Source organism: Methylobacterium sp. WL64, from assembly GCF_008039945.1.
In the GTDB taxonomy this organism is placed as follows: Bacteria; Pseudomonadota; Alphaproteobacteria; order Rhizobiales; family Beijerinckiaceae; genus Methylobacterium.
This window is the reverse complement of sequence record NZ_VRVA01000201.1, coordinates 1-5,920: the sequence shown is the minus strand read 5'-3', so window position 1 is coordinate 5,920 and position 5,920 is coordinate 1. Positions and strand designations below refer to the sequence as shown.

The window sequence follows — 5,920 nt, the reverse complement described above, 5'->3', positions numbered from 1 at the left end:
GCGACAACCGGGGATGTAACAGAGAAGGGTCATACCCTGATCTGAGAATCCCCGCCCGGTTCAGCCAGGAGCTACCTTCCGGCATCCCTTCCACCAACCCAATCCACCAAACTTGGCGAAGAGCCACCCTGTGGGGGCCGATCACCGTCATCTTCGGCGAGCGCTTCACCCGGGCCATGGCGGCCTAATGTTCAACCCGCCGCCCGCACACGGAATTCCTGACAGTCCCACCTGCGAGCGCCTGAAGTCCACGCTCAATCATTCACGTGAGGCGTCGCGACCTGCGCGACGCGGCTGAGAAGGTGAGGGCTGAGGCTGCCAGCACCAGCGGTGCGAACAAGACCCAGAGAACTGTATCCCACCCGTAGCTCGTCAGCAGGCCGCCGGACGAGAACGAGCCCACAGCCACCATCCCGAACACGATGAAATCGTTGACCGGCTGCACCCGCGTCCAATCCTCGGGGCGTTGGCACTCTAGTATCAGAGCGGAGGCGCCGACGAAACCGAAGTTCCAGCCAACTCCGAGCGCGACTAGCGACAACCAGAAGTACACCACATCCACGCCCGCTAATCCAATGACCCCGGCCACGCCCATCAGAACTAATCCGACCGCCACCACGCCTTGCGCTCCAAAATGGGTGATCAGTCGCCCAGTCAAGAAGCTTGGGCCGTACATCGCGATCACGTGCCATTGCAGCCCAAGGTTGGCATCCTCCTGCGCATGCCCACACAAGCGCATCGCCAGCGGGGCCGCCGTCATCACGAAGTTCATCAACAGGTAGGATACCGCCCCGCAGATTACGGCGATGATGAAGCTCGGCTGACATAGGATCACACCCATTGGCCGCATCCCGGCCATCTCCTCGGCTGCGGGCCGGGGCAGCCTCACGCCCGACAAGACGAGAGCCGAGAGAGCGGCCACGGCAGCCTGCGCCAGGAAGGTCGCCGCGAACGTATGTGACGGCCACAGGTCCATCGTATAAGTCACCAATTGTGGGCCGATCACCCCGCCGAAGACGCCGCCAGCCATGACGGCGGACAGCGCGCGCGGGCGCCGAGCGGCCAGGACACAATCCGCTGCCGCGAAGCGAAAGGAGAAGACCACGGCGGCGTAGGCACCCCCGAGAAACATTGCCGCGCAGAACAGCCAGAAGCTGGCTGCCAAGATGGCCCAAGCCGAAAGCAGGCCGACGAGCACGCCGCAGCTCGTTCCGGTCATGAAGACGGCGCGACGCCCATGGCGCCGCGCAATGCTGCCAGAGGGGAGTGTGCAGGCGGCCATACCGACGACGAAGACGGAGATCGGTAGGGTCGCCAGCACCTCGTTCGGCGCGAGCCTGTCGCCAACGACGGCGCCGGTCGCGAACACGACGGTCGAGTTCGCCCCGGCCAGTGCTTGAGCGATGGCCAGCCTAACGACGTTAGCCGTGCCAGACCGCGGAACAACGGCCGGTGTAAGTTCGGCTGTCGTGGTCACAGTGTGGGACATGAGAAGTTCGGACTCTGACCGTTCACTCGCGCGCGGGGGACGCGCCGCTTCTGATCACGTCCGCGGTCACTCAGGCCCGATGGACCTGTCCCCTATAGCAAAGTATCTAATGTCCGAAGCTCAATGACATGCTAGATTATGTAGAGTAACGGACAACCTGAGAGCCAAAGGCGATATGAGAGCTGATCAACACACCACATGGACTAGTGCCAGATCGTTTACGATCCGCTCAGGTTGCTTGAACGATCTTAGCATTAGTTTAGGCTTAAACATTCAACAATATACTACAACGCATCGCCACGATTGTTGTGGTCATTTTCTTGACGTCTAAAAGAAAATAATCAAACCGATAGTGCGCACTGACTAACCAACAAATGCTACGGCGTCAATTTCGACCAAAACTCCATTCAGCTCACTCCCAACTGTAGTTCGTACCGGCTTTGATTTGGTAAAATAACGAGCATAGACAACATCAAAGGCTTTGAAGTCGCTCAGGGTCGATAGATGTACGGTGACTTTGACAACCTGATCGAGGTCCGCGCCGACGCTCTTCAGCGCAGCTTCAAGATTTTGGATTGTGGTGACCGTTTGTGTCTCAATGTCTGTACCAACGACTCTACGATCGAGGTCGCGGGGCGTCTGCCCCGCCGTGAACACGAAATCGCCAGCGCGCATAGCCGCTGAGTAGTGCCCTCCGGGGGGGGGAAGTTCATTTTGGTTGTGCATCTAAACCTCATGGTGCCGCGCATCATAGACGGCTTAAGTATTGAAGACTTCTGATCGCCCTTTGGGTCTAGGCGGAGGTCGCTTTTTGGAACGACCCCTGCAGCTTGTCGATCAGCCCTTCGAAGCCTCGTAGCGCGCTTTATTCTCGTCGTTCGGCGGATAGAGGCCTGGCAGGGAAACGCCCTTGTCAACCTCTTGCATAATCCAGCCCTCCAGGCGTTCCTGTTCAGGCGCCAGTTCGAGGATTGTGTCCACGAGAGCCGCCGGGATCAAAACCGCGCCGTCATCGTCGACTACAATGATATCGTCCGGATAGACAGCGACGCCGCCGCATCCAATTGGCTCTTGCCAGTTGACAAAGGTCAAACCGGCAACGGAGGGAGGTGCTGCCGCGCCGTCGCACCAGACCGGCAGGCCCGTGGACAAGACACCGGCGACATCGCGCACAACACCGTCCGTGATCAGCGCAGCCACGCCCTTCTTGGCCATGCGACCGCAAAGGATATCACCGAAAATGCCAGCATCCTTAACGCCCATGGCATCGACAACGGCGATACAGCCTTCCGGCATGGCTTCGATCGCGGCGCGAGTCGACTTTGGTGAGGACCACGACTCCGGTGTTGCCAGATCTTCGCGAGCAGGAACAAAGCGCAGGGTGAAGGCGCGGCCGACGAGCCGTGGCTGTCCCGGACACAGCGGCTTGGTGCCACGGAGCCAGACATTGCGCAGCCCCTTCTTGAGAAGGATGGTAGTGAGCGTCGCAGTGGTCACACTCGATAGTGTTTCAATAATCTTTCGATCTTTGTCCATGCCATTTCCTCTCTCGTTAGAAATCATATACTGGTAATTAGACCGCCATCAACGCGTATTATGCTGCCGGTGATGTACGAGGCGCGTGCCGAGACCAAAAACGAGACTGCGTCACCGTACTCATCGGGGTTTCCGTAACGCCCGATAGGAATGGATGCTGTGCTCTCGGAAGATACGTCCTCGACACTACGTCCCTCGCGCTTGGCCTTCTGCTCGTCGAGGAACTGGATACGGGTCGTCGCAATACGACCCGGCAGGATGATGTTACTTGTAATCCCGTCGCGACCAACTTCTCGAGCTAACGTTTTCGACCACCCAACAAGCGACAGGCGAAGCGCGTTCGAAACACCCAGGTTGGGGATTGGCGAGACGACGCCGGACGACGTGCTCGTGACGATGCGACCCCAGCCCTTCTCTCGCATTCCTGGAAGGATACGATCGGTCAGCTTGATGACCGAGAGGACCATGGATTGGAAGTGTTTCGTCCAAAGTTCGGCGGCTTGATCAGAGGCTGAAGTCGGAGGAGGACCGCCCGTATTGTTGACGAGTATGTCAACTGATCCGAATAACTGCTCAATTTTCGAGACATTCGCATCGATCACGGCAAGTTCGGAGAGATCCCAACGCAGCGCTTCACTCTTGCCGCCTATCTTCCGGATTTCAGACACGGTCCGGTCGGCTGCCTCGCTGTCGAGATCGGCGACCACGATAATAGCTCCTTCGCGCGCAAGCGAGCGTGCGATTGCCCCTCCAAGTCCGCCACCGGCACCAAGTACGAGAGCGATCTTGCCGGAAATCCCCAAATCCATTCAGTTTTCCTTTCACAGTACTCTTCAATATCTGGAAAGATTGGCACGTGAGTCTTTGCGTGCCAGCCTCGCCAGCAGAAAGTCGACCTCAGCACGGGCGGCAGCACTGAGGTTGCTCCCCGGCGTTCGCTGGGCGTCAGAAATGATTGCGCCGCGTCGCTTCAAGATATGCTTGCGGACAGCCAGTCCGACACCCTGCTGCTGCTCGTAGCGTAGCAACGGCAAGTGAGCGTCGAACATGTCGTGGGCTTTATCCCGCTCGCCGGAGGCGGAATATCGAACCACGTCCACCAGCATCTCCGGGAAGGCATAGCCGGTCATAGCGCCATCTGCGCCTCGCTCCATTTCGAAATCAAGAAAGAGCCCTCCATTACCGGTAAGGATAGAGATAGAGCGCATTGAACCCCCCTGCTCTAAGTTTCGAATAGCAGAGATTTTCTCTAAGCCGGGCCAGTCCTCATGCTTAAGCATGACGCACGACGGATGGTTCTGCACGATCCGACGAATGACGTCGGGCGTCATGACGACCGACAGGACGAGCGGGTAGTCCTGAATTACGAAGGGAACGTCATCGCCAATCGCCTCGATCGCCTGCGCATAGTAGGTGACGATCTGATTGTCCGTGCGCAACGTGGGCGGCGGTGCGATCATGACGCCCGCCGCGTGGCAAGCCATGGCCTCATGGGCGAGTGCGCGCATTTGGGCGAAGCCCGGAGCTGATATGCCGACGATCACTGGAACGTTGGTACGAGCCATGACACGCCGTGCCACCGCCATAGCCTCGTCGGCCATCATCTTGTGCGCTTCACCCAGAATGCCTAAAATCGTCAGACCTTTCGCACCGCATTCGATGTAAAAGTCCGTCATACGATCGACTGAGGCGTAATCCACTCCGCCATCATTATCGAACGGCGTCACAGCGATCGAGTAGACACCTTTTGCTTGTGTCAGGTCAGTCATCGCGCATTTCCCAGCTGCCCGCGGGTTTCCCATCGGCCATCTTCCGTCTGCACCAAGGCTCGGTCGTAGAGGTAGGCTGTAGTGCAGGCGTGTTGAGGTGTGAGAAGCAGGCGGTCGCCGACCTCCAATTCATCCGCCTCGACGACTGTGTGTTCTTCGCTCATCGAGATAATACGGCGTTTCCAAAAGAAGCGTTGGTCTATTGGCTTGTCTGGCGAAATCGCTTTCGATCCGGCGTCGAGCGTAGCCGTTCCAGCACGCTTTGATACGACTGTGGTAAGAACAAACGCTGCCTGCTCCCATCCAAGGTCTCGCAGGTCGACGTTGTGCTGAGCACTCGAGTAGGTCCAGCTTCCCGGAGAGACGTATCGGGCGATGTCCCCCGGCCAGAGATTGAAGCTGTAGCTGCCACCGGCGACAAGGTCACCATCGACCCCCTCGGCGCGAATGTCGTTCATCAGGTGGCTGACTGCCGAGGCATTCTCTTGAACCTCCCGGCGGCGGTCTTTGATGTTGCCGTGAATATGCCCGTCGTAGGCGTGCCAGCCGCCGAACAGTCCGGCCTCTTGGATGGCTAGGGCCAGCTTCCGCGCCTCGGCCCCAACAGGAATGCCGGTGCGTCCCATCCCGACATCGAGGTCAACGCGAAGCCTGACATTCGCTGGGTTCCCGGCAAAGGTCTCGCGCCAAGCCGCAAGACCTTCGAAACTGTCGACGAGAGCTGAAACCTCGGCGTCCGGATACCGTCGCGCCATCGCGATCACCCGTGCAATGTTGGCACGATTGACGCTGGGATAAGCCCAGATAGCACCGGGTGAACCGGCACTAAGAACGAGTTCCACCTCTGCCGGCGTCGCACACTTGAAATTACGGATGCCTCTATCGAGCATCAGACGCACAATCCAATTAGCGCGATGTGTCTTCACGTGAGGAACAAGATGCTCTGGCCCATTGCTTGCTGCTATCGTCCGCTCAAGATTGTTCTGAACCTTTTTTTCTAAGATGACCAAACAAGGTGTTTGGAGACAATTAGCGGGAAACGAGATTTGATCTGCGACGTTCTGAGCTAGTTAGCTGTCGATGTTGGGACGTATTTTTGTTAGTGTCGTTAGGAGCCTTTTGGTGT

At 58.1% G+C, this 5,920-nt stretch carries 6 protein-coding genes; all 6 read right to left on the bottom strand.

Annotated elements, in window-relative coordinates:
* Nucleotides 1–262: 262 nt before the first annotated feature.
* Nucleotides 263–1,489, bottom strand: a complete 1,227-nt coding sequence (locus tag FV242_RS32320) for an MFS transporter (RefSeq protein ID WP_147941791.1) — start codon at nt 1,487–1,489, stop codon at nt 263–265.
* A gap of 363 nt (nt 1,490–1,852) precedes the next feature.
* Nucleotides 1,853–2,215 carry a RidA family protein gene (locus tag FV242_RS32315; protein WP_147941790.1) on the bottom strand — a complete coding sequence of 121 codons (363 nt, stop codon included), beginning with the start codon at nt 2,213–2,215 and terminating at the stop codon, nt 1,853–1,855.
* 111 nt (nt 2,216–2,326) lie between these two features.
* A complete protein-coding gene (locus tag FV242_RS32310; RefSeq protein WP_147941789.1) occupies nt 2,327–3,025 on the bottom strand; it encodes a ribonuclease activity regulator RraA in 699 nt (232 codons plus the stop codon).
* Nucleotides 3,026–3,048: 23 nt separating this feature from the next.
* Nucleotides 3,049–3,834, bottom strand: coding sequence for an SDR family oxidoreductase (locus tag FV242_RS32305; RefSeq protein WP_147941788.1), 786 nt, complete (start codon nt 3,832–3,834; stop codon nt 3,049–3,051).
* 24 nt (nt 3,835–3,858) lie between these two features.
* Nucleotides 3,859–4,794, bottom strand: a complete 936-nt coding sequence (locus tag FV242_RS32300; protein WP_147941787.1) for a dihydrodipicolinate synthase family protein — start codon at nt 4,792–4,794, stop codon at nt 3,859–3,861.
* Nucleotides 4,791–5,804, bottom strand: a complete 1,014-nt coding sequence (locus FV242_RS32295; RefSeq protein WP_210248989.1) for an alanine racemase — start codon at nt 5,802–5,804, stop codon at nt 4,791–4,793. The genes FV242_RS32300 and FV242_RS32295 overlap by 4 nt, the downstream gene beginning before the upstream one ends.
* Nucleotides 5,805–5,920 lie beyond the last annotated feature (116 nt).